The sequence below is a fragment of the Sphingomonas humi genome (assembly GCF_039536725.1).
Lineage (GTDB): Bacteria > Pseudomonadota > Alphaproteobacteria > Sphingomonadales > Sphingomonadaceae > Sphingomicrobium > Sphingomicrobium humi.
In genome coordinates, this window is record NZ_BAAAZD010000001.1 from 380,006 (window position 1) to 404,445 (window position 24,440).

19 protein-coding genes and 1 tRNA gene are annotated in these 24,440 nt (G+C 67.8%); 13 read left to right on the forward strand and 7 right to left on the reverse strand.

What is annotated here, in order from left to right; translation table 11 throughout:
* Positions 1–8 precede the first annotated feature (8 nt).
* Positions 9–4,631: an NAD-glutamate dehydrogenase domain-containing protein gene (locus tag ABD729_RS01845; protein WP_344708455.1), complete on the reverse strand. Its 4,623-nt coding sequence runs from the start codon at positions 4,629–4,631 to the stop codon at positions 9–11.
* Between the two features lie 87 nt (positions 4,632–4,718).
* Complete coding sequence (locus ABD729_RS01850) at positions 4,719–5,891, reverse strand: PAS domain-containing protein (protein WP_344708456.1); 1,173 nt, start codon at positions 5,889–5,891, stop codon at positions 4,719–4,721.
* 163 nt (positions 5,892–6,054) lie between these two features.
* On the opposite strand from ABD729_RS01850, the gene ABD729_RS01855 reads away from it, so the two are divergent.
* From ABD729_RS01855 to ABD729_RS01890, 8 genes are all read left to right on the forward strand, one after another.
* On the forward strand, positions 6,055–6,285 hold the full coding sequence (locus ABD729_RS01855) for a KTSC domain-containing protein (protein ID WP_344708457.1): 231 nt from the start codon (positions 6,055–6,057) through the stop codon (positions 6,283–6,285).
* Positions 6,286–6,343: 58 nt separating this feature from the next.
* Entirely contained in the window at positions 6,344–6,559 is a 216-nt protein-coding gene (locus ABD729_RS01860; RefSeq protein ID WP_344708458.1) for a hypothetical protein, read from the forward strand.
* Positions 6,560–6,622: 63 nt separating this feature from the next.
* A complete protein-coding gene (gene hmgA, locus ABD729_RS01865; RefSeq protein WP_344708459.1) occupies positions 6,623–7,912 on the forward strand; it encodes a homogentisate 1,2-dioxygenase in 1,290 nt (429 codons plus the stop codon).
* Entirely contained in the window at positions 7,909–9,186 is a 1,278-nt protein-coding gene (gene fahA / locus ABD729_RS01870) for a fumarylacetoacetase (RefSeq protein WP_344708460.1), read from the forward strand. Before hmgA ends, fahA begins: the two co-directional genes overlap by 4 nt.
* Before the next feature lie 4 nt (positions 9,187–9,190).
* Positions 9,191–9,493, forward strand: coding sequence for a GNAT family N-acetyltransferase (locus tag ABD729_RS01875; protein ID WP_344708461.1), 303 nt, complete (start codon positions 9,191–9,193; stop codon positions 9,491–9,493).
* 102 nt (positions 9,494–9,595) lie between these two features.
* Positions 9,596–11,422: an autotransporter domain-containing protein gene (locus ABD729_RS01880; RefSeq protein WP_344708462.1), complete on the forward strand. Its 1,827-nt coding sequence runs from the start codon at positions 9,596–9,598 to the stop codon at positions 11,420–11,422.
* Positions 11,423–11,513: 91 nt separating this feature from the next.
* Positions 11,514–13,007, forward strand: coding sequence for a S10 family peptidase (locus ABD729_RS01885; RefSeq protein WP_344708463.1), 1,494 nt, complete (start codon positions 11,514–11,516; stop codon positions 13,005–13,007).
* 6 nt (positions 13,008–13,013) lie between these two features.
* The gene (locus ABD729_RS01890) at positions 13,014–13,889 is read left to right on the forward strand and encodes a hypothetical protein (protein ID WP_344708464.1); all 876 of its coding nucleotides are present in this window, start codon (positions 13,014–13,016) and stop codon (positions 13,887–13,889) included.
* Between the two features lie 2 nt (positions 13,890–13,891).
* Here ABD729_RS01890 and ABD729_RS01895 read toward each other — a convergent pair.
* A tRNA-Pro gene (locus ABD729_RS01895) sits at positions 13,892–13,968 on the reverse strand.
* A gap of 153 nt (positions 13,969–14,121) precedes the next feature.
* Between ABD729_RS01895 and ABD729_RS01900 the strand changes: the two genes are divergently transcribed.
* Complete coding sequence (locus ABD729_RS01900) at positions 14,122–14,829, forward strand: type 1 glutamine amidotransferase domain-containing protein (RefSeq protein WP_344708465.1); 708 nt, start codon at positions 14,122–14,124, stop codon at positions 14,827–14,829.
* On the opposite strand, the gene ABD729_RS01905 is transcribed toward ABD729_RS01900, so the two are convergent.
* Positions 14,823–16,130, reverse strand: coding sequence for an FAD-dependent oxidoreductase (locus ABD729_RS01905; RefSeq protein WP_344708467.1), 1,308 nt, complete (start codon positions 16,128–16,130; stop codon positions 14,823–14,825). The two genes, ABD729_RS01900 and ABD729_RS01905, sit on opposite strands and share 7 nt — an antisense overlap.
* A gap of 244 nt (positions 16,131–16,374) precedes the next feature.
* A complete protein-coding gene (locus ABD729_RS01910) occupies positions 16,375–16,698 on the reverse strand; it encodes a polyhydroxyalkanoic acid system family protein (RefSeq protein WP_344708468.1) in 324 nt (107 codons plus the stop codon).
* Between the two features lie 60 nt (positions 16,699–16,758).
* On the opposite strand from ABD729_RS01910, the gene ABD729_RS01915 reads away from it, so the two are divergent.
* Together ABD729_RS01915 and clpB are read left to right on the forward strand one after the other, a co-directional pair.
* Positions 16,759–17,619 (forward strand): D-Ala-D-Ala carboxypeptidase family metallohydrolase, encoded by an 861-nt coding sequence (locus tag ABD729_RS01915; protein WP_344708469.1) that lies wholly within the window; start codon positions 16,759–16,761, stop codon positions 17,617–17,619.
* A 75-nt stretch (positions 17,620–17,694) separates the two neighbouring features.
* Positions 17,695–20,292: an ATP-dependent chaperone ClpB gene (gene clpB, locus ABD729_RS01920; RefSeq protein WP_344708470.1), complete on the forward strand. Its 2,598-nt coding sequence runs from the start codon at positions 17,695–17,697 to the stop codon at positions 20,290–20,292.
* Here the strand turns inward: clpB and ABD729_RS01925 are convergent.
* Positions 20,289–20,552, reverse strand: coding sequence for a hypothetical protein (locus ABD729_RS01925; protein WP_344708471.1), 264 nt, complete (start codon positions 20,550–20,552; stop codon positions 20,289–20,291). The genes clpB and ABD729_RS01925 overlap by 4 nt on opposite strands.
* A gap of 100 nt (positions 20,553–20,652) precedes the next feature.
* On the opposite strand from ABD729_RS01925, the gene ABD729_RS01930 reads away from it, so the two are divergent.
* The gene (locus tag ABD729_RS01930; RefSeq protein ID WP_344708472.1) at positions 20,653–22,104 is read left to right on the forward strand and encodes a tetratricopeptide repeat-containing sulfotransferase family protein; all 1,452 of its coding nucleotides are present in this window, start codon (positions 20,653–20,655) and stop codon (positions 22,102–22,104) included.
* Here ABD729_RS01930 and ABD729_RS01935 read toward each other — a convergent pair.
* Positions 22,101–23,267: an aspartyl/asparaginyl beta-hydroxylase domain-containing protein gene (locus ABD729_RS01935; RefSeq protein WP_344708473.1), complete on the reverse strand. Its 1,167-nt coding sequence runs from the start codon at positions 23,265–23,267 to the stop codon at positions 22,101–22,103. The two genes, ABD729_RS01930 and ABD729_RS01935, sit on opposite strands and share 4 nt — an antisense overlap.
* A 69-nt stretch (positions 23,268–23,336) precedes the next feature.
* Between ABD729_RS01935 and ABD729_RS01940 the strand changes: the two genes are divergently transcribed.
* Positions 23,337–24,356 (forward strand): hypothetical protein, encoded by a 1,020-nt coding sequence (locus tag ABD729_RS01940; protein WP_344708474.1) that lies wholly within the window; start codon positions 23,337–23,339, stop codon positions 24,354–24,356.
* The last annotated feature ends 84 nt before the right edge of the window (positions 24,357–24,440 follow it).

Here is a 24,440-nt window from a genome sequence, read left to right on the forward strand (position 1 = left end):
GACGCCGCCTAGCGAGACAGCAGGATGCGCGCCTGGCTGGCGATCTGCGCGAGCATGGGCACCGACACGGTGCCTGCCGTGCGGGCACGATCGATCAGGCGTCGGAACTGGGCAATCCGCTTCGCCTGACGTTCGGTCCAGCGCTCGACCGCGTGCACCGGATCGTCGTTGCGTGTGCGCGACAGCCAGTCGATGCGCAGCTGCTCGAACTCGTTGAGCAGTCCGGCGACCAGCAGGCGCTCCCACTGATCGGTCGGCTGCAACCGCAAGGCCTGGCTCTGCGCCCAGTCGAGCCCGAGCGCTTCGCCGATCCGGACATAGGCCTGCGTCAGCGCGAGCGCGTCGAGGTCCTTGCGTGCGGCAAGGCCCGCAATCCCGAATACGCCGTCGAGTTCGTAAAGCTTGACCAGCCCGCGCACGACCGCCTCGCCCGCGCCCGTCGCCTCGAGCGAACGATGCAGCGCTTCGGCCTGTGTCTTGACCTCGGCGCGGATGATCGAGCGCGCGGCGTCGCTGATCTTGGCCAGGCCCGGCTCGAGCACGGCGACAAGGTCGGAGACGCTGGTCTCTCCCCCGGCGGCGCGCAGGATATCGCTCATGTGACTGCGGACGCTCTGGGCGGCCATCGCAAACAGGTCGAGGCGGACGGCCTCGGTGACCGGTGCCTGCTCCAGCCGTTCCCAGAAGACATCGAGCTTCAGCAGCCGCTCGGCGGTCAGGAAGGCCGCGACGACCTGGGCAAGCGAGCTACCCTCTTCCTCGGTGAGGTCGAGCGCGACGCTGGGTCCGAGGCGGTTGACGATGCGATTGGCGACCTTGGTGGCGAGAATCTCGTTGCCAAGCCGGTGGTGCAGCAGCGCCTCGCGATGTGCTTCGCGAAGCGGCGCGGGGAAGGCGGCGAGGAGCTGTTCGTGAAGCAGCGGATCTTCGGCCAGCTTCAGTTCTTCGGCCGCGTCCTGCAGGCTGAGCTTGGCGAGGCTCAACAGAACCGACAGCTCGGGCCGGGTCAGCCCGCGATTGTCGCCGCTGCGGCGGAGCAGTTCGTCGCTCGTCTCAAGCCCTTCGACCCGGCGATCGAGCCGGCCTGACGCCTCAAGCAATTCGAGCGTGCGGACATGCACGGGAAGCGCCGCCGCGCCGCCATGTTCGGCGACGGAGAGCGCGAGCGTCTGGCGGCGATTGTCGTCGAGCACCAGTTCGCCGACCTCGTCGGTCATGCTCTCGAGGAGACGGTTGCGGTCCTCGAACGTCAGCCGCCCTTCCAGCATTTCCTGGTTGAGGGGGATCTTGATGTTGACCTCGTTGTCCGAGCAATCGACACCTGCCGAATTGTCGATGAAGTCGGTGTTGCAGCGCCCGCCATGTTCGCTGAATTCGATGCGGGCCGCCTGCGTGATCGCAAGGTTGGCGCCTTCGCCCAGCACCTTGGCGCGAAGGTCCGCCGCATCGACGCGGAGCGCGTCGTTGGCGGGATCGCCGACGGCGCTGTTGGCCTGTGCCCGCGATTTCACATAAGTGCCGATGCCGCCGAACCAGAGCAGGCCGACCGGCGCCTTGAGGATGGCGCTAATGAGGCCGGTGGGATCGTAGGTGCCGGCCGCCACGCCGATCGCCGCCGCGGCTTCCGCGGACAGTGCGATTTCCTTCTGGCTGCGCGGCACGATCATCGCACCCGGGCTGAGCTTTGAACGATCGTAATCGTCCCAGCTCGACCTCGGCAGCTGGAACAGGCGATTGCGCTCTTCCCAGCTGGTTGCCGGATCGGGGTTCGGATCGATGAAGATGTGACGGTGGTCAAAGGCGGCGACCAGCTGGATCGCCTTCGACAGCAGCATGCCGTTGCCGAACACGTCGCCCGACATGTCGCCGCAGCCCGCCACCGTCACCGGCTCGGACTGGATGTCGACGCCCATTTCGAGGAAGTGCCGCTGGACGCTGATCCACGCGCCCTTGGCGGTGATCCCCATCGCCTTGTGGTCGTAGCCGTTCGACCCGCCCGAGGCGAAGGCATCGCCCAGCCAGAAGTCGCGTTCGAGCGCGATGGCGTTGGCAACGTCGGAAAAGGTCGCGGTACCCTTGTCGGCGGCGACCACGAAATAGGGATCGTTGCCGTCATGGACGACGACGCCGTCGGGATGGACCACCTTGCCGCCGACGATGTTGTCGGTGACCGACAGCAGCGAACGGATGAAGATGCGGTAGCTTTCGGTGCCTTCCGCCAGCCACGCCTCGCGGTCGATCGCGGGCGACGGAAGCTGCTTGGGATAGAAGCCGCCCTTGGCGCCGGTCGGCACGATCACCGCATTCTTGACCAGCTGCGCCTTCATCAGGCCGAGGATCTCGGTGCGGAAGTCGTCGCGCCGGTCGGACCAGCGAAGGCCGCCGCGGGCGACCGGTCCACCGCGCAGGTGGATGCCTTCGACGCGCGGGCTGTAGACCCAGATTTCGCGGTACGGGATCGGTGCGGGCAAGCCCGGAATCTTCGTGGGATCGAGCTTGAAGGCCAGCGCCTCGCCCGGCATCGGGTGGAAGGCGTTGGTGCGCAAGGTCGCTTCGACCACGCTTCGGAACAGGCGCAGGATGCGGTCGTCGTCAATCGACTTGACCGCGTTCAGGGCCTCCTCGAACGCGGCCCTTTCGGCATCGACGGCAGCCTTGCGGCCTTCGCGCGCCGGGTCGTGGGCGGCACTGAACCAGGCAACCAGCGCACGGGTCGCGGCCGGGGTGCGCTTGAGCGCATCGACCATGGTGACGAGGCCGTAGGCGACGCCGGTCTGGCGCAGGTAGCGGAACCAGGCGCGCAGCCACACCACCGGCTGCGGATCGAGCCCCGCGAACAGCACCAGCTGGTTGAACTCGTCGTCCTCGGCGTGGCGCTGAAGGGTGGCGGCGATGGCCCCTTCGATGACGTCGGTACGGGCAAGCAGGTCGCCAACATCGGCGCCCGCCAGCTCGAGCCGGAAGTCGTGGATGTGGCCCAGCTTGCTGTCGTCACCAAGCGCGGTCGGGCGCTCCTCGATAACCTTGAAGCCGAAATTCTCGAGCACCGGGACGGCTTCGGACAAGGGCACCAGTCCGCCCGAGCGGTACAGCTTCAGGCGCAGCTGGCCCGTGCGGTCGTCGGCGTCGCGGAACAGGCGGACGTCGCGGTCGTCCGCACCTTCAAGCGCGCAAAGGCGCAGAATGTCCGCGGCCGCCTCGTCGGCGCCTGCGCGGTTGCGATAATCCTCGGGAACGCCGGGCAGGTAGGTGAGCGCGAGGCGGGTCGCCCGGCCACTGCCGACACGGTCGGTCAGTTCGGCCTCGACCGCCGGCCCCCAGCCGCGCACCATGTCGACCAGTTGCTGGTCGAGGCGATCGACGTCGGGCAGCGGACGCGAGGCGGAAAAGCCGAGGGTGAGGCGGATCAGGGCGAGATCGCCGTCGCCAAGCTCGACCGCCCAGCTGCTGACCGAGGACAATACCGCTTCCTCGATCATCTTCATGATCGCCATGCGGCGGGTGGTGGTAAGCTCGTCCCGCGGCAGCCAGACAAAGGCGAACAGCTGGCGATGGAGCGCGCCGGGAAGCAGCAGCAGCGCCGGGCGCGGCCGGTCGGCAAGGCTCATCGCCATCAGCGCCGCAGCCCGGACCTCGCGCTCGCTGAACGACACGAGGAGGTCGGGCGGAAGCGTCGACATGGCGTGCGCGAGCGCCTTCGCGCCATGGCTCGCGGGCGCGAAATCGAGTTCGCGGTCGAGGTCGGAAAGGCGCCGCCGGACCACGGGGATTTCGGACGGCGGCGAGCGCAGGGCGGCGCTGGTCCACAGGCCGGCATGGATCGACAGCGTGCCGTCGTCGCGGCGGGCGACCACCACGTCGAGCGGGACACGCCGGTGCACGGGCGACAGGCGGTCGGCCTTCAGCGCGAGGACCTTGCGCCCGTCGGCCTGCAACGTGTCGAACAGGCCGCGAAGGTCGCCCTGGCTCCACAAGTCGATGCCTGCGGTCGAGAGGATACCGAGCCCCTCGCCGACCTGTCCGTCGGGCGACACGAACTTGTGCCCGAGCAGGGTGAAGTTGTTGGCGGCCAGCCATTCGAGGAGGGAGGCGCTTTCAGGATCGGAAGCGACCGCAGACGCGTCCTCGCGCATCAGCGCGACCATCGCCTTCCAGTCGCCGACCGCGGCGCGGACGGAATCGAGCACCCGCTCGATCTCCTGCACCAGTTCCTGCCGGCCGCGCGCATCGGCCCGGTCGAGTTCGACGTAGATGATCGATTCCGAACCGCCCTCGCCAAGAGCGACCAGCCGGTCGCCGTCGCGCTGCGCATGGACGATCGGATGCAGCAGGCGGTGGACGGTGAGCCCCTGCCCGGCGATCACCGCGGCGACGCTGTCGACCAGGAATGGCATGTCGTCGTTGACGATGACCAGCCGCATCAGGCGGCGTGCAGCCTCCCCCCCGACGGACTGAAGCTTCAGCGCGATTTCGCCCGGGCGCCGGTGCTCCGCCACCTCGGTGACGAAGGCGGCGGCCTCGGTCTGCTCTTGCGGGGTGAAGCCTTCGGTCTCGCCGGGCAGGGCACCTTCGAGAAGGGCCTTGGAAAAGGCATCCGCCAGCGAGGCGGACACGCGGGGGTCAGCCGCCATGATGTTCTTTACGCTCCCATCAGGAATGGGGCGCGTCTAGACCCGGCCACGGCGGGTCACAACCCCGCGGCGGCCGGCCAAGGGCAATCAGCCGAGCTTGCGGAAGGCTTTTTCGAGCAAGCTCAGATCCGGAACGGCGCAAACCGGCTCGACCTTTCCGGTCGCGTCGCGACGGACGAGGACGAGGGTGAATTCATCGTTGCCGGCAAGCGCGCTGAGCGATTTTGCGCTCGTCGCGCGCAGGCGGATGCGCGCCTGGTCGGCGCGATTGTCGGCGCGCGGTTCGGGTCGCCGGGCGGTCCGTTCGGCCGCGACCAGCCCTTTGAGGCCGCCGGGAAAGCTTTCGATGAACGGCAGGAAGCCTTCGAAGTCGATGGCGCAGCGCTCGGCATGGGCGAGTGCGGCGGCGAATTCGGTTAGCCGCGCCTTGTCGTAGTCCGCGCCGAAGACGAGCTTGACGATCGGGGTCATCGGCGCGCGGGCCTGCGCCTTGATCCCCGCATCGTCGAGGAGGTCGGCATAGTCGTCGGGAACGCGCTGGCTGGCGACCGCGAAATCATAAGCCAGCGACAGCGCCCGGTAGAGCGCCGCGCGGCTGCGTCCATCGGCGGCCTTCAGCACCTCCACCGTCTCGCGCGCGGCGGAGAGGCGGTCGGCAAGCCCGGCGTCGGCAGCAGGGACAGGCACCTCGACAAGCTCTTCCTCGCCGTCGAGCGGGTCGGTGAGGTCGAGGATCGCGTCTTCCTCGACGAGGGTCAGGACGGGCGATGGCCGTTGCTGGGAAGGGGCGTCCTTCCAGTTGATGACGCCATAGATGAAGTCGATCGATTCACCGTCTGACGAGAAGGGCATGAGGATGCCTCGATAGCAGATTTCGTGGCCACGCTGGTTGGTGAACTCGGCTTCGAAACCGATCGGCGCGCGGTTGGCGACGATCTGCAGCCAGTGGTCGGTCAGGCGGCTGAGCAGCGAGCGCGGCGGAACGTCGGACAGCGTCCGCACTTCATCGCCGATCTCGCATTCGGCGCGGATCGCGGCACCGATGAAACTGGTCGCCGGATTATCGGCGCCGGCGGTGAAATCGAGCAGCAGGCTGTGGTCGGCAAAATCGCTGACATCCCGACCGTCGAGATCCTCGATCGAGGGGAAGTCGCGCCCGTTCAGCAGCGAGGCCCAGTAATTATAGGCGCGCACATGCATCCGCCGCTCATCGTTTCCGATGGCCATCGGCGTGTCGTGCGGTTCGGCGTCCGCCGTCATGCTTGCTGCAAAACTGCCGTCCATGCGTCCAACATTACCCCCATTCAGGATGTAAATGCCTCAGTCGCAGTTACCGAATGGTTAAGTATATCGGTTCGACTCGCCTGTGAATCCCTTCGTCGCAACGGTGAGTCACCAGCGCGCAAGCAGCGTTTCAGGCGGGATGGACAGCAGCCTGATCCGCGGCGCCCTTTACTGGCCCGATCACCGGGCGCTCGAATTGTGCCTGACGGGTGGACGCCGCTATCTCTACCTGGGCGTCCCGGCGGAAGTAGCCGAAGGATTTGCCGCGGCTTCCTCCAAGGGCAGCTACTTCAATCGTGCCATAAGAGGACGCTACGACTGCCACCCCCTGCGCGACGAAGAACCCGCACGGCGCGCGGTGAACGACTGAGCGGAACGGTTCATCGCTCCCGGCGTTCGTTTCGCCGACATAATGGGAGTCCTTGCACATGGCCGACATCAACCGAGACGGCACTGAAGATCGCGTGATCGAGCGCACCACCGTAGTGAATACCGACGGCGGCGGCGGAAGCGGCGGCGTGATCGCCGTCGTCGTTCTGCTTGCCGTGCTGGTGATCGGCTACCTGCTTTATTCGAACGGCACGTTCGGCGGGTCCAAGACCGAGATCAAGGTTCCGGACTCGATCAACGTCAACGTCACCTGATCAGGGGAACGGGGGCGGGTTGCTGGCTTCCCTCCCCCGCTTCACCGGCCTAGAGCCGGGGACATGCTGACCAGCTCCTCACCCGCTTATGTGGCAGGCTTTGGCGGGCACATCGCGACCGAGGCCGTGCCCGGCGCCCTGCCCAAGGGCCGCAACAGCCCGCAACGCCCGGCCTTCGGGCTCTACACCGAACAATTGTCCGGAACGGCCTTCACCATGCCGCGGCATGAAAACCGGCGGTCGTGGCTGTATCGAATGCGGCCAAGCGCCGATCACCGTCCGTTTGTCGCCTATGACGACGCCAAGGGGCTGAACGTCACCCTGGCAGGTCCGCTGGCCCCCAACCGGCTGCGGTGGGACCCGCTTCCCGATCCCGGGCCGGAAACCGATTTCATCGATGGCCTGACGACCATCGTCCACAATCGCGCACCGTCGGACCTCGAAGGGGTCGCGATGCATCTCTACGCCGCTAATCGCGAGCGGCTCGACCGGGTGTTCGTGTCCGCCGATGGCGAACTTCTCGTGCTTCCTCAGGACGGCCGGCTCGAGCTTCTGACCGAGCTTGGCCGGATCGAGCTTGCAGCGGGCCAGGTCGCGCTCATCCCGCGCGGCGTGCGCTTCAAGATCGCGCTGCCCGACGGCTCGGCGCGCGGCTATCTCGCCGAAAATTATGGCGCGCCGTTCCGCCTGCCCGACCTCGGCCCGATCGGCGCCAACGGCCTTGCCAACCCGCGCGATTTCGAAACCCCGGTCGCCTGGTTCGAGGACAGGGACGAACCGACCCAGGTCATCCAGAAATATGATGGCAGGCTGTGGGCGACGACGCTCGACCATAGCCCCCTCGATGTCGTCGCGTGGCACGGCAATCTTGCGCCCTGCCGCTACGACCTGTCGCACTTCAACGCGATCGGAACGGTCAGTTTCGATCATCCCGACCCGTCGATCTTCACCGTGCTCACTTCACCGTCGGGCATGGCTGGCCGGGCCAATGTCGATTTCGTTATCTTCCCGCCGCGCTGGATGGTGGCCGAGGACACGTTCCGGCCGCCTTGGTTCCACCGCAACGTGATGAGCGAGTGCATGGGCCTCCTCACCGGCGCCTATGATGCCAAGGCCGAGGGTTTCCAGCCCGGCGGACTGTCGCTCCACAACATGATGAGCGGGCACGGCCCCGACGTCGAAACCTGGCGTCGCGCAAGCGAGGCCGACCTGAAACCCCACAAGATCGACGGCACGATGGCTTTCATGATCGAAAGCTGCTGGCCGTTCGAAGTGCCCGCCGAAGCGTTGGGGCGGGCCCAGCCCGACTATGACGCGGCCTGGGCCGACTTTCCAAAGGCACGCCTGCCATGAGAATCGACGAAACCCACGATCCCGCCCGCACCAGCTGGGTGGAAAGCGCGAACGGGCATGCGGACTTCCCGGTCCAGAACCTGCCCCTGTGCATCTTCGCCAGCGAAGGGCGCGAGCGGCGCGCGGGGGTGCCGATCGGTGACTTCCTCGTCGACCTGCCCGCGATCGCCGACACGCTTGGCGGTGCGTGGGTGGACGAGCTGGCGCAGCCGGTACTGAATGCCTTCCTCGCGCTTGGCAGCGGACCGCGGGTCGCGCTGCGCAAGCGCTTGTCCGAACTGCTTTCCGACGAGGCGTATCGCGATGCGGTCGAGGGCTGCCTGATCGGCCAGTCGGAAGCGACGATGCACCTGCCGACGCTGATCGGCGATTACACCGATTTCTATGTTGGCATTCATCACGCGATCAATGTCGGCAAGCAGTTTCGGCCCGACAATCCGCTGCTGCCGAACTACAAATATGTGCCGATCGGCTATCACGGCCGGGCGTCGAGCGTGCGGGTTTCGGGCCAGCCGGTGGTGCGGCCGAACGGGCAGCGCAAGGCCCCCGAGGCCGAGGCGCCTGAATATGGGCCTTCGCGCCGCCTCGATTACGAACTCGAGCTCGGCGTGTGGATCGGCCCGGGCAATGCGCTTGGCGATCCGATCCCGATCGACCAGGCGGAGAGCGCGGTCGCCGGCTATTGTCTGCTCAACGACTGGTCGGCGCGCGACCTGCAGGCGTGGGAATATCAGCCGCTCGGACCGTTCCTGGCGAAGAACTTCCTCACCAGCGTGTCGCCGTTCGTCGTCACACCCGAAGCAATGGCGCCATTCATGACCGAAGGCTTTCGCCGGCCCGAGGGCGATCCCGAACCGCTCCCCTACCTGGCCGGCGGATCGGAAAAGCCCGGCCTCGGCCTCACCGTTCGGGCGTTGCTGACCACCCGGCAGATGCGCGACGCCGGAATGCCGCCGCATCAGTTGAGCCAGGGTCTCGCCGCGGACGCCATGTACTGGTCGGTCGAGCAGATCGTCGCGCACCACAGCTGCAACGGCTGCAACCTGCAGGCCGGCGACCTGATCGGGACCGGCACGCTGTCGACCGCTTCGCCCGACGGGCTCGGCTCGCTGCTGGAAATCAGCAAGGGCGGCAAGCAGCCGCTGACCCTGCCTTCCGGCGAAACCCGCAATTTCCTCGAGGATGGGGACGAACTGATCCTCACGGCGCAGGCTGCGGCGCAAGGCTTTGTCTCCATCGGTCTTGGCGAATGCCGCGGCCTGGTTGTCGGATAGGATCATGCACGACGTCATCCGCAACGAGGCCGATCAGCGCTTCGAAATCCACCTGAGCGACGGGACGGTCGCCTTTGCCGATTACAGGCCGATGCACGGCAAGGTGAAGTTTCCGCACACCGTCGTCCCGCCGCATCACGAAGGCCAGGGCATCGGCTCGGCGATCGCCAAGGCCTCGCTCGACTGGGCGCGGTCCGAAGGGTTGCTGGTGATCCCCGCCTGCACCTTCTACGCCAAATACATGCAGCGGCACGCGGAGGTGCACGACCTCCTCGACCCCGGCTATCGCAAGGTGCTCGGGGTCTAGCGCCACCGCCCGACTGTTGCAGCGCCGCCACTTGTCAGCACGCGTTCGCGGCGCGCATATCGCCTCTCACGGGCCGACGTTCGGCCGGGGAGGAAAATACACATGATTCAGCGTCTTGGCGCCCGCGCCCTACTCGGGGCTACCGCCGCTCTCGCACTCGGGTTCGCTGCGCCGGCCGAAGCGCAGCGCGTGACCCGGATCGTCGCCTTTGGTGACAGCTATGCCGACACCGGCAACCTGTTCAAGCTGACCGGGCTGAACCCCGCCACCTACCAGGGTGGCATCTATCCGACGGGGCGCTTCTCGGGCGGGACCAATTACATCGATAGCCTATCGTTCCTGCTCGGCGCGCCGGTCGAGAACTTCGCCATCGGCGGTGCAAGCGCGGTGCGCGGTGCCCCGGCGACCACCTTCGACTTCCAGCTCGAAGTCGACAATTTCCTCAATGTCGGCACGCAGTCGAGCGTCTTCCCCAACGGCGCGCCGACCTTTGGCCGCAACGACCTGCTGGCCGTGTCGATCGGCGGCAACGACGCCCGCTATTTCCAGCAGGGCTTCTACGGCGCCTTCACCGTCAATGACGCGATCAATTCGACCCGCACCCAGCTCGACCGGCTGGTCGGGGCCGGCGCGCCGACGATCAGCTTCCTTGCCGGCAACACCGCGCTGCTGCCCGAAGTCGCGACCAACCCGGCTGCGCAGGCGGTCCGCAACACCTTCTCGACCACCTTCAACAATGCGCTGCAGCAGACGCTGTCGGGTTATGCGGCGCGGGGCGTCGTGGTCCACTACCTCGACCTGTCGAAGGTGCTGGCCTCGGTCCAGGCCAACGGCACGGCCTATGGGCTGCCCAACGGCGTGGTCTGCGCGCCGACCCAGGCGAACGTGCTGTCGGGCTGCGCGGGCTATCTCTTCTACGTCGATGCGCTGCACCTCAGCTCCGACGGCTTCCGGGTGGTCGGGCAATATATCCAGCGCCAGCTGCAGGCCCCGCTCAACCTTGGCGCCACCACCGACCTCGGGCTCGACAGCGCGCGCCAGTTCAGCCGCACGCTCAACAGCCGGATGGACCTCGGCTCCCCGCGCGACGGCGAGACGCTCGAAGGCCTGCGCTTCTTCGTCACCGGCGACACCTTTAGCCGTGACGTGAACGCCAGCCTCACCACCGACGCCTTCGATGTCGATTCCGTCGGCGCGACGGCGGGTGCGGAAGTCGGTTTCGGTGCCAACGGCCTCGTCGGTGCCGCGGTCGGAATCACCCGCGACAAGACGCGCTTCGACAACAACACCTCGCGCACCAACGCCAAGGGTCTGCAGGGCGGCATCTACGCCGCCTATGCGCTGGGCCCCGTGTTCGTGCAGGGTCACGCCGGCGTCGGCCGCACCGACTACAAGATCAGCCGTGCCGCAGTCATCGATCGCCTCGCCGCCAGCCCCGACGGCAAGCATGTTGTCGCCGGCGCGAAGGCGGGCTTCCTCGCGCCGCTCGGCGGGTTCCGCGTCGGTCCGGTCGCGGCGATCGACTATGCCCGCGTCAAGGTCGATGCCTACACCGAAACGGGTGACGGCGCGCTCAGCCTCAATGTCGGCTCGCAGCGTTATTCGTCGCTGGTCGGCGGCCTTGGCCTCGAACTGCGCGGCGATTTCGATGCCGGCGGAAGCGCGCTTCGTCCCTTCGCTTCCGCGATGGTCGAAAAGGACCTCAAGGGGAACGGCCGCACCCTCACCTTCTCGCAGACCGCCAGCCCGACCATCGTCAACCGCTTCGATCTCGGCGGGCGTGACAAGGGCATCTACACTCGCCTCGCGGGCGGTGCCTCGGCGCAGATGGGTCGCGGCGTCCAGCTCGACTTCACCGCCAGCACCACCGTCGGCAAGGACGATGGCAATGAGGTGAGCGCGCTCGGCGGAGTGCGCTTCGGCTTCTAAGGCCCGTCAATCATCACCGCGGCGGGAGCATGGCTTGCGCTTGGCTCCCGCCGCGGCATGATGCCCCCCGAATTCCAGGGGCATCGATCACATGAAATACCTTCGACTGACCGCCGCCGCCGCGCTGGCGCTCGCAACCGTGCCGGCAGCGGCGCAGGACAAGGACAAGGCGGAAGCCGCCGCGCGGGCCTATCAGCCGCAATCCGTTACTACCCGGCACAGCGGCACCTTCGGCGGCCAGCGCCTCAACTATAGCGCGACGATCGGCGAGACCCTCCTCAAGGACAAGGAAGGGACGCCGCAGGCTGCGATCGTCACCACCGCCTACATCAAGGAACCGCGCGATCCGTCGCGGCCGGTGACCTTCCTGTTCAATGGCGGCCCAGGCTCCGGCTCGGTGTGGCTGCAGATGGGCGCCTTCGGTCCCAAGCGCGTCGCCATTCCGTCCGACGCGCGCGATGACGGCGCCCCGCCCTATCCGCTGCTCGACAATCCCGACAGCCTGCTCGACACCACCGACCTCGTCTTCATCGATCCCCCGGGTACGGGCTTTTCGGTGCTGCTCCCGGGCGCCGATCCGAAGGATTTCTACGGGGTCCAGCAGGATGCCAAGGCAGTGGCCGAGGTCATCCGCCGCTGGCTCGGCGACAATGGCCGCTGGAACAGCCCCAAGTTCCTCGGCGGCGAAAGCTACGGGACCAGCCGCACCGCCGCCGTCGTCAATCAGCTGGAGGCTTCGACCTTCAACGACGTGGGCCTGAATGGCCTCATCCTGATTTCGACCGTGCTCGACTTTGCCGCCGGTTCGGACGCGCCGGGCAACGAGCTTGGCTTTGTCACCAACCTGCCGTCGATGGCGGTCACCGCGCGCTATCACGGCAAGGCCAGCGGCGAGAGCCCGGCTGCGCTGGCCGAGGCCGCACGGCAATTCGCCATCGGCCCATACGCCAGCTTCCTCCTCAAGGGGCAGCGGGCAAGCGCCGAGGAACGTGCCGCGGTGCGTAGCCGCCTCTCGCAGCTGACGGGCCTCAGCGAAGCCTTCCTTGAGCGGGCCGACCTTCGCGTCACGCCCGACCGCTTCTACAAGGAACTGTTGCGCGACCGGGGCCTGACGATCGGCCGCCTCGACAGTCGCTATACGGGCAAGGATTACGACAGCGCCGGCGAATCGCCCGACAACGATCCGAGCTTCTACGGGATCGACGCGGGCTACACCGCCGCGGTCAACACCTGGCAGCGCGGCACCCTCGGCTTCAGGACCGACCGCGAATATCAGTCGATCTCGAACATGGTGCGTGACTGGGACTGGCGGATCGGCGGGCGCGACGAGAACGCCTACCTCAACCTCACGCCGTGGATCGGCAAGGCGATGCGCGAGAACAGCGGGCTCAGGACCTTCGTCGCGCAGGGCTGGTACGACTTTGCGACGCCCTTCTTCGCCGCCGAATATGCGCTGTCACGCACGGGTGTCCCGCAGGACCGGGTCAGCTTCCATTATTATGACGCCGGACACATGATGTACGTCCGCGACGAGGATCGCGCGAAGCTGAGCCGGGACGTGAAGGCGTTCATCCGCAGCCGGTAGCGCCGCATGATCGCACTTCTTGCAGGACTGGCGCTCGGCGCGTCGCAGCCGGCGGTGGTGCCGGAGCCGACAGCGGTGGTCGGGCACTGCCGCTTCATCATCGCTGACTTGAGCTTCGCCGGTTCCCCGTCGGAGCAGGCGCGATGCCTGCTCACCCATGTAGGCTATCGCGGCAAGCTCGGGCGCGAACCGGAACGGCTTCCGCGTGGGCTGGCGGGGGTGCTCGACGGACGGAGCAGGCTTCCCGCCAAAGATCGCGTCGCGCAGCTGCTTGACAGCGAGGGGATCGACATCGGCGGCCTTGACGAGCCGGTGTCCCGCGCGCGGGACGGTGATCCGGCGGCGCCGCTGGCCCGCTATTTCGTGATCCACGACACCAGCACGCCTTATTATGCCAATGCTCCCTTCCCGGCCGACATCGACCGCGATCCGAAGGTGAACGATTTCGCGCCCTATTTTCCGGTCGGCGGCGACCCGGAAAAGGTACCGGTGGCGCACCTGTTCCTCGATCGCCTCGGCGCCGTGAAGCTCGGGCAGCTGCTGTCCAGGCCGTGGCGGGCGACCAAGCTCGAATCGCGGGTGATCGGCCTTCCGGCCAAGGGATTGTTCCTCCACGTCGAAACGGTGATGCCGCGGCGGCGCGATGCGCGGATCGAAGGCTGGAACGATGCGATCGCGCCCAAGCCCGGCTTCAGCAAGGCGCAATATGACCGGCTCGCCCTGCTCTACATCGCGCTGAGTGTGCGGGCGGGATCATGGCTGATCCCGGCGCAGCATGGCACCATCGATCAAGGCCTTCCGCAAGCGCACGACGATCCGCAGAATTTCAGCCTCCGCTCGTTCGACCGGGCCCTCAGGCACCGGCTGCGTCAGCTGAAATGAAATGGTCGGGGAGAGAGGATTCGAACCTCCGGCCCCTGCCTCCCGAAGACAGTGCTCTACCAGGCTGAGCTACTCCCCGACCGGAACCTGCTCTTGCGAGCGGGTACCAAGGCGGGGCGGTCTTTAGGCGGGGGTTTGGCGTGATGCAACCTCTTGTGCGCTGCAGCGCTGAAAGGGGCGCGGCGCGTTGCTGTTCCGGCCGCTCCCCACGAGAAAACAAAAGGTCGCACCGATGAACATCCTGATGATCCTCACCAGCCATGACCAGCTTGGCGACACCGGCAAGAAGACCGGTTTCTGGCTCGAAGAATTCGCCGCCCCTTATTATGTGCTGAAGGACGCGGGCCATTCGATCACGCTGGCGTCGCCCGCCGGCGGCCAGCCCCCGCTCGACCCCAAGAGCGACGAGCCCGAGAACCAGACCGCGGCGACCGAGCGCTTCAAGCAGGACGAAGCTGCCAAGGCGCAGCTTGCTTCTACCGAGCAGCTCTCCACCATCGATCCCTCGCGCTTCGACGCGGTCTTCTATCCGGGCGGCCATGGCCCGATGTGGGATCTCGCCAACGACGCCGATTCCAAGCGGGTGATCGAGACCACGTTGGCGGACGGCAAGCCCGTTGCGCTTGTCTGCCACGCGCCCGCCGCGCTCAAGAATGTGACCGCCCCCGACGGCAGCCCGCTGGTGCAAGGCAAGAAAGTCACCGGCTTCACCAACGAGGAAGAGGAAGCGGTCGGGCTGACCGACGTCGTGCCGTTCCTGCTGGAAGACATGCTCAAGGAAGGCGGTGGCGATTATTCCAAGGCCGCGCCGTTCACCCCGTATGTCGTGACCGACGGCCTGCTCATCACCGGACAGAACCCGCCGTCGAGCGAACCTGCCGCCGAGGCGCTGCTCAAGGCGCTTGCCGGCGTGAAGGAGCCTGCCACCGCCGATCAGTGACCCCCGGCCTTCAGGAGATCGGAGACGCGGACGAGCTTTTCGCGCGGGGCACCGGCCCTGGCGGCGGCGACTTCGGCGGCTTCGATCTTCTGCCAGTCGGCGAAGTGCACCGGATCGCAGCCGCGGCTGCCGAGCAGGCGATCGAGCCCGGCCGCGCCGTCGCGTTCGCTGCGATAGGTGGCGGGCGGCAAGGCCGCGTCGATCGCTTCGGCTACCGCAAAGCCGTCCGGCCGGTTGGTGCCGATGGTGCCGGTCGGCCCCCGCCGCGCCCAGCCAACCGCATACAGGCGATCTTCCACCTGCCCACTTTGATTGGGATAGCGGCCGAGCGCCTCGTCATAGGGGATGCCGGGGATCGGCGGTGAGGCGTAGCCGATGCAGCTGATGACGAGGCCGGCGGGCACCGCATAGGTCTGCCCGGTGCCGCGGGCCTGGCCGTCGGGGCCGAGCGCGGTGCGTTCGACGATCACGCGTTCGGCCCGGCCATCGCCCTCGATCGCGACCGGCTTAGCGAAGAAGTCGAAGGCGATGGTGCGCGGCTTGGACCCATCCGGCGGCGCGGCGGCGAAGCCGCGCAGCAGCTCAACGCTCTTTCGCTGGCCGGGGTCGAGCGCATTGTCGGTGCCGGCGGGCGGGAAGTCGTCGGGGTCGGCAAAGGGCGCGGCGGCGTCGAGATGGCCGAGTTCGCCCAATTCCTTGGGGGTCATGGCGATCTGGTGCGGCCCGCGCCGGCCGAGGATGGTAATGTCGCGGATCGCGCTGGAGCCGAGGGCTTCGAAGGCGTGGGCGACGATGTCGGCGCCGACGAATTCGACCGGCGTCTTGGCAAGGATCCGCGCGCAATCGAGCGCAACATTGCCGTTGCCGATGACAACCGCGTCAGGCTGGCCGAGTGGCGGGGCAAGGTCGGCGAAGTCCGGGTGGCCATTGTACCAGCCGACAAAGGCGGCCGAGCCGACCACGCCGGGCAGATCGTCGCCGGGGATACCGAGGCGGCGATCGAGCGGCGCACCGGTCGCAAGCACCACCGCATCGTAATAATGGAGCAATTCCTCGACCGACACGTCGGCGCCGAGGTGGACGTTGCCGAGGAAGCGTACCCCGGGGGTGAGCGCGACCTTCTCGTAGCGGCGGGCGACGGCCTTGATCGACTGGTGATCGGGCGCGACCCCGAAGCGGATCAGGCCGTAGGGGACGGGCAGCCGGTCGAGGATGTCGACCGCGACGGAGCCCGATTTGAGCAAGGCTTCGGCGGTGTAGAAGCCGGCGGGTCCGGAGCCGACGATGGCGACGTGGCGCATGGTCGTTCCTTCAGGCCAGGGAGGGCAGAAAACGAAATTCTGCCTTCGATTTCACTTTGTCCACTTCGCCCCCGCCGGTCGGCGAGGGCTGGAGCGATGCCGGATGAGATGGGCGCCGGGACATGGCGGGGAGGATGAACCGCCAAGTCCTACTAGGCAAGATTGGGGCCGATGGTCGTCACGCAATCCATGGGTTTGGTCCGGTGGATTGCTTCGCGTTGCTCGCAATGACGAGGAGGGCCGGTCAGGCCTTGGTGCGGTCTTCCAGCAGGAGTTCGCTGCCCTTGCTGCGCAGCGCGGCCTCGATCGGCTTGGCCATCATGCCGAGCAGGCCGGGCAGCGCGACATGGACGCGGAGCAAGGCTTCCTCGACTTCGATCCTGGCGGTCACCGACTGGCCCATCGCGCCGATGTCGAGGTCGAGGCGGTCGCCCTGCCACTGGTGGGTGACGTTGCCGCCGCCGGGGATGAAGCCGGTAAGCTTGTGGATATTGTCTTCGATCCGCCGCCGCGCTTCGGCCCGGCCGAGCTTGTGGGGGAGGTCGACGTGGATCGGCTGAGTGCTCATGTCGGCGAAGTGAGCGGTGTTCAGTGTCTTTTCAAGCTTGGGTGGTTTATTCTGTCGGCGATGCGGCGCCTGCTGACCCTAATGTTCGCCTTCCTGCTGGCCGCTCCGATCGGGGCGCAGCCGGTGGCGACGACGTCCGCCCAAACGGGCCCGCCGATGCTGATGCCGGCGCCGTGGAGCCCGATCAGCGATTATGTCGAAGCGGGGCAGGACGAGCCCGGTTACCGCCAGTGGATCGTCAGCCAGCCCTGGCGTTCGGCGCAGGTGCGGCAGTTCCACGACTATCTGACCGCCAGCGGCGTGTCCTACATCGCGCCGACCTGGCAATTGCTCCGCACCGCCAGCGACTGGCGCAAGTGCGGCGCCGAGCCGTTCGAGATACCGCCGCAGGAAGAATGGGCGAACATCGTCAACACGCTGCGCTATGTGCGCGATTATGTGGTCCCCGCGGTGGGCCCGGTCGAGCCGGTCAGCGTATTCCGCAACGCGGCGCTGAACCGCTGTGCCGGCGGAGCGCCCGAGAGCGTCCACCGATCGATGAGCGCGATCGACTTCGTGCCGCTGAGCAGCATCGACCGCGACACGATGATCCACAGGCTGTGTGCCCGCCACCAGATCGAGGGGCCGCGCTTCAACGCCGGGCTGGGCTTCTACGCCCGGATGCGATTCCACGTGGACAGCTGGAAATACCGGACCTGGGGCGTCGACGACAGCGGGCACCTTGCCTGTCCCAAGGTCCTGCCGATCGGCGGGGTTCCCGTACTGGCGAAGGCCCCGGATACGGGGTCCCCGGGCGCCGGGGCGCTGCGCGGCACAGCCACAGCCGCGATCCCGCCTTCGGCCGCGATCCGGACGGCGGGCCCGCCTGCGCCGGGCGCCGACCCGCTGGCCCCGCTGCCTACCAGCGGGGATGTTCGCTAAGCCCAAGCGGCACAGTCTTGTGTTGCTGAAGGGCAACACTATCTTCCCCGCAGAAGAGAGGGGAAGCTGACACCCATGGATTTCGAGAAGTTCACCGACCGCTCGCGCGGGTTCGTCCAGGCCGCGCAGACCATCGCCGTGCGCGAGCATCACCAGCGGATCGCGCCGGCGCATATCCTGAAGGCGTTGCTCGACGACGAGCAGGGCATGGCGGCGGGCCTGATCCAGGCCGCGGGCGGCGATGCCAAGGCCGCCAAGCGCGAAGTGGACGCGCTGGTGGCGAAGGAACCGGCGGTCACCGGATCGGGCGCGACATCGGCCCCGGCGCTGGATGGCAACACCATCCGCCTGCTGACGCAGGCGCAGGATATTGCGGCCAAAGCCGGCGATAGCTTCGTAACGGTCGAGCGGATCCTGCTGGCCTGCGCGATGGCCAAGGGCCTGGGCGTCGGCGAGGCGCTGGAGCGCGCGGGCGTGAAGCCGCAGGCGCTGAACGCCGCGATCGAGCAGCTGCGCAAGGGCCGGACGGCCGACACGCAGGGCGCCGAGGATCGTTATGACGCGCTGAAGAAGTTCGCGCGCGACCTCACCGCCGCGGCGCGCGAGGGCAAGCTCGATCCCGTGATCGGCCGCGACGAGGAAATCCGCCGTACGATCCAGGTGCTGGCGCGGCGGACCAAGAACAATCCGGTGCTGATCGGCGAGCCGGGCGTGGGCAAGACCGCGATCGCGGAAGGGCTGGCGATCCGCATCGCCAATGGCGACGTGCCCGACGGCCTCAAGGACCGGCAGCTCCTGAGCCTCGACATGGGTTCGCTGATCGCCGGCGCCAAATATCGCGGCGAGTTCGAGGAGCGGCTGAAGGGCGTGCTCGACGAGGTGCGCCAGGCCGCGGGCGACATCATCCTGTTCATCGACGAGATGCACACGCTGGTGGGCGCGGGGAAGAGCGAGGGGTCGATGGACGCCTCCAACCTGCTGAAGCCGGCACTGGCGCGCGGCGAGCTGCATTGCATCGGCGCGACGACGCTCGATGAATATCGCAAGCATGTGGAAAAGGACCCGGCGCTGCAGCGGCGGTTCCAGCCGGTGTTCGTGGGCGAGCCGACGGTCGAGGACACGATCTCGATCCTGCGCGGGCTGAAGGACAAGTACGCCCTTCACCACGGGATCAACATCACCGACGCGGCGCTGGTCGCGGCGGCGACGCTGTCGAACCGCTACATCACCGACCGCTTCCTGCCCGACAAGGCGATCGACCTGATGGACGAGGCGGCCTCGCGCCTCAGGATGGAAGTCGAGAGCAAGCCCGAGGAGATCGAGAACCTCGACCGGCGGATCATCCAGCTGAAGATCGAGCGCGAGGCGCTGCGCAAGGAGACCGACAAGGGGTCCAAGGACCGCCTGGTGGCGCTGGAGCGGGAGCTTGCCAACCTCGAGCAGCAGTCGGCCGAGCTGACCACGCGCTGGCAGGGCGACAAGGAGAAGATCGCCGCCGAGAGCAAGCTCAAGGAGCAGCTCGATGCGTTGCGGGTGGAACTGGAACAGGCGCAGCGGGGCGGCGACCTCGGCCGTGCGGGCGAGCTCCAGTATGGGCTCATCCCCGAATTGGAGCGCAAGCTCGCCGAAGCGAACGACAGCCAGGCCAATGCCATGCTGCGCGAGGAAGTGACGGCGGAGGACATCGCCTCGGTCGTGTCACGCTGGACCGGCATTCCGATGGAGCGGATGCTTGAGGGCGAGCGCGAGAAATTGCTGGCGATGGAAAGCATCATCGGCAAGCGCGTGATCGGCCAGGCCGAGGCGGTGAAGGCCGTGTCGACCGCGGTCCGCCGGGCGCGCGCGGGCCTGCAGGATCCCAACCGGCCGCTCGGCTCGTTCCTGTTCCTCGGGCCGACCGGCGTCGGCAAGACCGAGCTGACCAAGGCGCTGGCCGAATTCCTGTTCGACGATCCCGCCGCGATGGTGCGCATCGACATGAGCGAGTTCATGGAGAAGCACAGCGTCGCGCGGCTGGTCGGCGCGCCTCCGGGCTATGTCGGCTATGAGGAAGGCGGGACGCTGACCGAGGCGGTTCGGCGCCGGCCCTATCAGGTCGTGCTGTTCGACGAGGTCGAGAAGGCGCATTCGGACGTGTTCAACATCCTGTTGCAGGTGCTGGACGACGGGCGGCTGACCGATGGCCAGGGGCGGACGGTGGACTTCACCAACACGTTGATCATCCTGACCTCGAACCTTGGCAGCCAGTATCTGGCGAACCTTGGCGAGGACGAGCCGGCCGACAAGGTCGAGGCGCAGGTAATGGAAGTGGTGCGCGGGCATTTCCGGCCCGAGTTCCTGAACCGGCTGGACGACATCATCCTGTTCCACCGCCTGTCGGCCAGCCACATGGCGCCGATCGTCGACATCCAGGTCCGGCGGCTGGGCAAGCTGCTGGAGGAGCGCGGAATCGTGCTCGACCTTACCGATGCGGCGAAGGCGTGGCTGGGGCGGGTCGGCTATGACCCGGTTTATGGCGCGCGGCCGCTCAAACGGGCGGTGCAGCGCTACCTGCAGGACCCGCTGGCGGACGCGATCCTGGCCGGGCGCGTGCGCGACGGGCAGAAGGTGCGGGTCGACGAGGGCGACGGGGCGCTGGTGCTGGCGCCCGAAGGCGAAGTGGCGGCGGCCTAGCAGCCCTGCGGCGAGCTTCCGCAGCCGACGACGAGGCCGCGATCCTGGATCTTGGTCGCCGATTCGCGGTTGCCTTCGTCGAGCTTGGCCCATTCGGCGAGGGTCCGGCATTCCTTGGTGTAGCGGGCGAGCGAGCCCGTCACCGGAAGGCGGCGGCACTTCACCTGCATCGAAGGATCGGCCGGCGGCGTCGCACTGGTCGTTGCCGGGGAGCCAGCCTGGGCGGCGGCCAAAAGCAGGGACGCAACGATCGAAAGCATGCTGTTCTTCCTTCACCAGCAATGAGCCTCGATCAGTAAACCTGTTGGGCAACCGGAACAAGCGCTGGCCAGAAAGGCGAGGCCCGCTTAGGCACGGGCCATGAGCGGCGAGCGGGCAATGCGGGCGATGGCGGCGGGCGCCGAAGCGCTGCAGCGGGGCGACCTGCCGCGCGCCGAAGCGGCCTTTGCCGAGGCGGTGGAAGCCGATCCCGGCCTCGCCGACGGCTGGTTCAACCTTGGCTGGGTCCAGCGCGCGCGGCGCCGGTTCGAGGCCGCGCTGGAGAGCTATGCGCGGGCGCTCGGCGCCGGGGTGCAGGGGGCGGAGGAAGTGCACGTCAATCGCGCCGCGATCCTGGCCGACCATCTCCTCGACCCGGTCGCCGCAGCCGGCGAATATCAGCGGGCGCTGAGCCTTCACGACGCTTATCCCCCGGCGCTGCTGGGGCTGGCGCAGCTGCACGAGGACGAGGGGCGCCGCGACGAGGCGACCGACTGCTACCGCCGCCTCTTGCGCAGCGACCCCGGCGACGGCCGCGCGGCGGCGCGTATCGCCGCACTGCAACTGGCCGAGGGCGATCCCGGTACGATCGCGGCCGAGCTTGCGGCAAAAGTCGAGCGGGCGCGCCGCCCCGAAGATCAGGCCGAACTGTTGTTCGCGCTTGCCACCGCACTCGACGCGGGCGGCCGGTACGGCGAGGCGTTCCGGGCGCTGGATCAGGCCAACGCGCTGGCCGCCCGGCTGTCGCCCGTGCGCTACGACGCACGCGGGTTCGAGCAGCTGGTCGACCGGCTGATCGCGAGCTTTCCGGCGGGTAGCGGCGGCGAGCCCGATGCGTTCTCGCCCGTCTTCATCTGCGGCCTGTTCCGGTCGGGATCGACCCTGGCCGAGCAGGTGCTGGCCCGTCATCCGGCGCTGACGGCAGGCGGCGAGCTGGAGGCGATCCCGGCCATCGCCGCATCGCTGCAGCCCTATCCCGAAGCCGTTCCGCAACTAGGCGAGGAGGCGGTCGGGCGGCTGCGGAAAGATTATCGGGAAGAGGCGCGGCGCAGTGCGAGCGATGGCCGGCACACCGACAAAAGGTGCGACAATTTCCTTCACCTCGGCCTCATCAAGCGGCTGTTCCCGGGAGCGGCGATCGTCCACACGGTCCGCCATCCGCTCGACAATCTCCTGTCGACCTATTTCCTGCGGTTCGGCGACGGCGTCTCCTACAGCCACCGGCTGGACGAAGCGGTGCATCATGCCGTCCAGCACGAACGGCTGATGCGGCACTGGCGGCAGGTGATGCCGGCCAGCATCGTGGAGCTGAGCTACGACCGGCTGGTGCGCGACCCTCGCGGCGCGCTTGCGCCGGTGCTGGAACGGCTGGGGCTGGAGTGGACCGACGCGCTGCTGGATGCCGGGGCGGTCGGCGCCGTGCGCACGGCGAGCAACTGGCAGGTGCGCCAGCCGCTCCACGCCCGCTCGTCAGGCCGCTGGCGCCATTACGAGGCCGAGCTGGAAGGGGCGCGGCGCCAGCTGATTGCGGGCGGGGTGCCCGTTCCCGACTAGGCGCGCGGGGCGACCAGTCCCCGGTCGGCGACGGCGAACAGGCGGGCGAGCTGGTCCTGCTCAGCCGCGGTCAGGTGCGGGTTCCAGACGTCGAAGATCAGCACGATCCGCACCTTGTCGGTCGGGTTCCAGGCTTCGTGTTCGATCGTGTCGTCGAAGGCGAAGGCCTCCCCTTCGCGCCACGGGCGGGTCTCTCCGCCGACGCGGAAGGTGCAGCCGTCGGGGACCACCAACGGCAGGTGGATGATGGCCCGCGTGTTGGTGACGCCGGTGTGCGGCGGGATGTGCGCGCCGGGCTGGAGGATCGAGAAGAAAACCGACGGCGCCTTGCCCGGAACGTGGCTGGTGGGCACCCGGTCGAGCGCGGCGGCGGTTTGTGGACAGGCGTCGCACACCGGGTCGTTGCGGGTGCCATATTCCCACAGGAAGCAGGCGCCCCACGCGAGGTTGTCGTCGAGCGGCGACCATTTGTTCTGCGGCGTGCCCTTGGGCTGGCGGACATAGGGCCGGATTGCGTCATTGCCGTTGGCGAGCAGGGCCAGCGCTTCCTCGCGGATCGCGGGGGTTCGGGCCTCGAGCTCGTCGAACCAGGGAAAATGGCGGCGCTCGAAAAATTCGTCGGCAGGGAGGAAGGGGTAATGCACCCCGTGGCATTCGTTCTGGAAGACGCGGCGGCGGCCGAGCATGACATCGATCGCGGCGCGGATCCGGCGGGCGTCGGGCGAGGCGAGATCGGAACCGAGTTCCTGTTCGACCGCCGCGGCAAAGGCGGCATTGTGGTGCTCCATGAAACGCTGGCCGCGCTGAAGCGCATCGGCGACCAGCGGCGGACGATCGCTCATTCCTGCGGCGAGCTGGACCACGGCGGACCAGTGCGGCGCGGCCTTGGAGAGCAGCCCTTGGCCCTCGAGCAGTTCACCGAGCCGAAGATGGGCCAGGAAGTGACGAGCATCGAGGGCGAGCGCGGCTTCGAGCGCTTCCTGTTCGGCAGCGGGATTGCCGGCCTGGCGGTGGGCCGCGGCAAGGTTGATCCGCAGGACGGGTTCGCCGGGATCGAGCGCGGCGGCGCGGGCAAAGGCGGCAGCGGCTTCGGCGGCGCGGCCGGCAGCGAGCGCCTGCATGCCATGGCTGTTGTGGGCGCGGGGATCGTTGGGGTCGGCCATGCCGCATTGCATAGGTGATGGGCGCGGACAGGCAAACAGGCTCGCTTGCGTGAGGGCGTATGGTCCCGCATGAACGCGGCCATGAATGCGCTCGGTCCGGACTGGCTCGCCCACCGCTACGACCCGACCCACGATGCCGTGCACCTTCGGCGGGTGGACCGGGCGACCCGGGCGCGGGTGCCGTTCCTGACCGACGAGGAGCTGGGCGGCCCCGGCGAACCGCAGGTGATCCGCCGCGCCGACCTTGCCGCGCTTCGCACCGCGGCAGTGCCCGCGCAGTTCATCTTCCACTCGGCCTATTGCTGCTCGACCCTGCTTGCCAATGCCTATGACCGGCCCGGCCAGGCGTTCAGCCTGAAGGAGCCGGTGATCCTCAACGACCTGGTCGGCTGGCGCCATCGCGGCGCACCGCCCGAGCGGCTCGGCCCGATGCTGGGTGAGGCGGTGGAGCTGCTGGCACGGCCGTTCGAGCGCGGCGAGCGGTGCATCATCAAGCCGTCCAACGTGGTCAACGGCTTTGCCCCGGCGCTGCTGGCGATGCAGCCCGAAGCGCGGGCGTTGCTGCTTTATGCGCCGCTGGAGGTCTATCTCGGATCGATCGCCAAGAAGGGACTGTGGGGCCGGCGCTGGGTGCGCGACCTCTTGTCCAAGCAGCTGCGCGAACAACTGGTGCTGCCGGGCTTCAGCGCGGAAGACTATTTCCTGCAGACCGACCTGCAGGTCGCGGCGGTCGGCTGGCTGGCGCAGCATGCGCTTTACCACCGCCTGGCCGCGAAGTTTCCCGAGCGGGTGCGATCACTTGACAGTGAAGTGTTGCTGGAACGCCCGCACGAGGCGCTTGCCGCGCTCGACCAGCTGTTCGGGGTGGCATGCAGCGACGAGGATCGTGGGCGGGTGATCGCCACCGTCTTTTCGCGCAACGCCAAGAACCCGCAGGGCGAGCGCTATTCCGCTGCCGACCGCAAGGCGGCTCAGGTGGAAGCGGTCGGGCAGTATGAGGACGAGATCGCCAAGGTCCTCGAATGGGCAAGGGCCGTGGCGGAGAATGCCGGCGTGCCGATGAGCGGCCCGCTTCCGCTGCTGGGCTGACGGCGGCCGGCGGTTCGCCGGGCTCGGATGATCGAGACATTGCTGGCGGTGGTGCGTGTGGTCGTGGCGCCGCCGGCTCCTTTT

Coding starts and splice junctions, on each gene's coding strand:
- ABD729_RS01890 (WP_344708464.1), top strand. CDS start 13,014: ATGATCGCACTTCTTGCAGGACTGGCGCTCGGCGCGTCGCAGCCGGCG.
- ABD729_RS01850 (WP_344708456.1), bottom strand. CDS start 5,891: ATGACGGCGGACGCCGAACCGCACGACACGCCGATGGCCATCGGAAAC.
- clpB (WP_344708470.1), top strand. CDS start 17,695: ATGGATTTCGAGAAGTTCACCGACCGCTCGCGCGGGTTCGTCCAGGCC.
- ABD729_RS01860 (WP_344708458.1), top strand. CDS start 6,344: ATGGCCGACATCAACCGAGACGGCACTGAAGATCGCGTGATCGAGCGC.
- fahA (WP_344708460.1), top strand. CDS start 7,909: ATGAGAATCGACGAAACCCACGATCCCGCCCGCACCAGCTGGGTGGAA.
- ABD729_RS01940 (WP_344708474.1), top strand. CDS start 23,337: ATGAACGCGGCCATGAATGCGCTCGGTCCGGACTGGCTCGCCCACCGC.
- ABD729_RS01925 (WP_344708471.1), bottom strand. CDS start 20,552: ATGCTTTCGATCGTTGCGTCCCTGCTTTTGGCCGCCGCCCAGGCTGGC.
- ABD729_RS01875 (WP_344708461.1), top strand. CDS start 9,191: ATGCACGACGTCATCCGCAACGAGGCCGATCAGCGCTTCGAAATCCAC.
- hmgA (WP_344708459.1), top strand. CDS start 6,623: ATGCTGACCAGCTCCTCACCCGCTTATGTGGCAGGCTTTGGCGGGCAC.
- ABD729_RS01855 (WP_344708457.1), top strand. CDS start 6,055: ATGGACAGCAGCCTGATCCGCGGCGCCCTTTACTGGCCCGATCACCGG.
- ABD729_RS01845 (WP_344708455.1), bottom strand. CDS start 4,631: ATGGCGGCTGACCCCCGCGTGTCCGCCTCGCTGGCGGATGCCTTTTCC.
- ABD729_RS01885 (WP_344708463.1), top strand. CDS start 11,514: ATGAAATACCTTCGACTGACCGCCGCCGCCGCGCTGGCGCTCGCAACC.
- ABD729_RS01905 (WP_344708467.1), bottom strand. CDS start 16,130: ATGCGCCACGTCGCCATCGTCGGCTCCGGACCCGCCGGCTTCTACACC.
- ABD729_RS01935 (WP_344708473.1), bottom strand. CDS start 23,267: ATGGCCGACCCCAACGATCCCCGCGCCCACAACAGCCATGGCATGCAG.
- ABD729_RS01900 (WP_344708465.1), top strand. CDS start 14,122: ATGAACATCCTGATGATCCTCACCAGCCATGACCAGCTTGGCGACACC.
- ABD729_RS01915 (WP_344708469.1), top strand. CDS start 16,759: ATGCGGCGCCTGCTGACCCTAATGTTCGCCTTCCTGCTGGCCGCTCCG.
- ABD729_RS01910 (WP_344708468.1), bottom strand. CDS start 16,698: ATGAGCACTCAGCCGATCCACGTCGACCTCCCCCACAAGCTCGGCCGG.
- ABD729_RS01930 (WP_344708472.1), top strand. CDS start 20,653: ATGAGCGGCGAGCGGGCAATGCGGGCGATGGCGGCGGGCGCCGAAGCG.
- ABD729_RS01880 (WP_344708462.1), top strand. CDS start 9,596: ATGATTCAGCGTCTTGGCGCCCGCGCCCTACTCGGGGCTACCGCCGCT.